Raw genomic sequence first — 2,281 nt, 5'->3', positions numbered from 1 at the left:
TCTCTTCTGTCGTTTCTTGGGCCACGGTTTTCGCGGTTGTCACCTTCACCTTCTTTACGTTCCGGTCTTAAAGGTCTTGGTAAAAGCACTTTTCTTGAAAGTTTCATCTTCTTACGGTCATCATAACCCATGAATTTCACTTCCACTTCATCACCTTCGCTGTAAGGAACTTTGTCTAATCTGCTCCATTCGATTTCGGAGATGTGAAGAAGACCTTCAGTACCTTTGGCAATTGCTACAAACGCACCGAAATCCATAACTTTCACTACTTTACCGTTATAAACTTCACCAACTGTTGGTACGAAAGTAATTTCGTTGATCGCAGCGATGGTCGCATTGATATTCTCTCTGCTAACGCCGGAGATTTCAATTCTACCGATCTCACCGATTTCTTCAATCGCAATAACTGTATCGAAATCTTTCTGCATCTGCTGAATGATTTTTCCGCCAGGTCCGATAACCGCACCGATAAACTCTTTAGGAATCTCAAGTACTTCCATTTTCGGAGCGTGTGGTTTCACATCTGCTCTTGGTTTGTCGATGGTTTTCAACATTTCTCCAAGAATGTGTAATCTACCTTCTCTAGCTTGTCTCAAAGCAGTTTCCATGATGTCCATAGAAAGCCCCTGGATTTTGATATCCATCTGGCAGGCTGTGATTCCGTCTGCAGTTCCTGTAACTTTAAAATCCATATCACCTAAGTGATCTTCATCACCTAAGATATCTGAAAGTACGGTAAACTTACCTGATTCAGGATCAGTTACCAATCCCATGGCAATACCCGAAACCGGTTTTGTAATCTGTACACCGGCATCCATCAAAGCTAAAGTTCCGGCGCAAACGGTTGCCATTGAAGAAGAACCGTTAGATTCTAAAATATCAGAAACGATACGGATGGTATAAGGATTCTCGTTCGGGATAATGTTCTGTAGTGCACGCTGTGCAAGGTTTCCGTGGCCTACTTCTCTTCTTGAAGTTCCTCTTAAAGGTCTTGCTTCACCGGTAGAGAACGGCGGGAAGTTGTAGTGAAGGAAGAATTTCTCGTCGTAATTAATCGCTACAGAATCTACCATGTTGGCGTCTTTTACAGAACCTAAAGTTACTGCTGTTAAAGACTGGGTTTCACCTCTTGTGAAGATTGAGGACCCGTGCGCTCCTGGTAAATAATCAACTTCTGACCAAATCGGACGGATGGTTTCCGGTGTACGGCCATCGAGACGGATTTTGTCGTTAAGGATCATCTGTCTCATCGCTTCTTTTTCCACATCGTGGAAGTATACTTTAGCGAAAGGCTTCACTGTTTCCAGTTCTTCTTCAGAATACTGTGCTAAGAATTCATCTAAAACAGCTTTGAAGTTTTCACCTCTTTCTTCTTTTGCAGAAGGGGTTTTTGCAACCTGATATACTTTATCGAAAGTTTCTTTCCACACTTTAGCGCGAATTTCTTCGTCGTGAGTCTCGTGGCTGTATTCTCTTTTAGGGAAAGCTTTTCCTACTCTCTCAGCAAGTCTTTCCTGTGCTGCAACCTGAACTTTAATTTCTTCATGCGCAAATTTGATCGCTTCGATCATTTCCTGCTCAGAAATTTCGTCCATAATACCTTCTACCATAACGATAGAATCTTTGGTTGCACCTACCATAATATCCAGATCAGCTTTTGCAAGATCTACGATACTTGGGTTTACCGAAAGTTCGCCATCAATTCTTACCACTCTTACTTCCGACATTGGTCCGTTGAAGGGGATATCGGTAATGGCAATTGCTGCAGAAGCGGCTAAACCTGCGAGGGCTTCCGGCATTACTTCTTTATCGTAAGAAATCAATGAAATCATTACCTGTACCTCTGCGTGGAAATCTTCCGGGAAAAGCGGACGCAAAACGCGGTCTACCAATCTCATTGTAAGGATTTCTTCGTCAGATGGTCTTGCTTCTCTTCGGAAAAAGTTTCCTGGGATTTTACCTCCTGAATAGAATTTTTCTCTGTAATCTACCGTTAACGGAAGAAAATCTACGCCCGGGCTTGCTTCTTTGTTGGCAACAACGGTTGCTAAAAGCATGGTGCCGCCCATTCTTACTACTACGGATCCGTTGGCCTGCTTAGCCAGCTTCCCCGTTTCGATGGTGATTTCTCTACCATCTTTTAATTGAATTGTTTCAATAATTGCTTGTGGAGCATTCATAAAATTTGTTCGTCTTTGGCACTCCGTATGAGTGCGGTTAATATTTAATCGTTTTAAATTATCGGAGGCAAAGATAGTTAAAATCACTGAAAATCTTAGAT

Annotated in this window: 1 protein-coding gene; it reads right to left on the bottom strand. The window is 42.3% G+C overall.

The genetic code is table 11. The annotated features are described in order from the left end of the window. Positions 1–2,180 (bottom strand): polyribonucleotide nucleotidyltransferase (locus tag V5N63_RS10115; RefSeq protein ID WP_332033841.1); only part of this gene is annotated, 2,180 nt, incomplete at its 3' end. Positions 2,181–2,281 lie beyond the last annotated feature (101 nt).

The sequence above is a fragment of the Kaistella sp. genome (assembly GCF_032060305.1).
Lineage (GTDB): Bacteria > Bacteroidota > Bacteroidia > Flavobacteriales > Weeksellaceae > Kaistella > Kaistella yananensis.
Note: the sequence above shows the minus strand (reverse complement) of the source record. Positions and strands in the feature narration are given on the sequence as shown.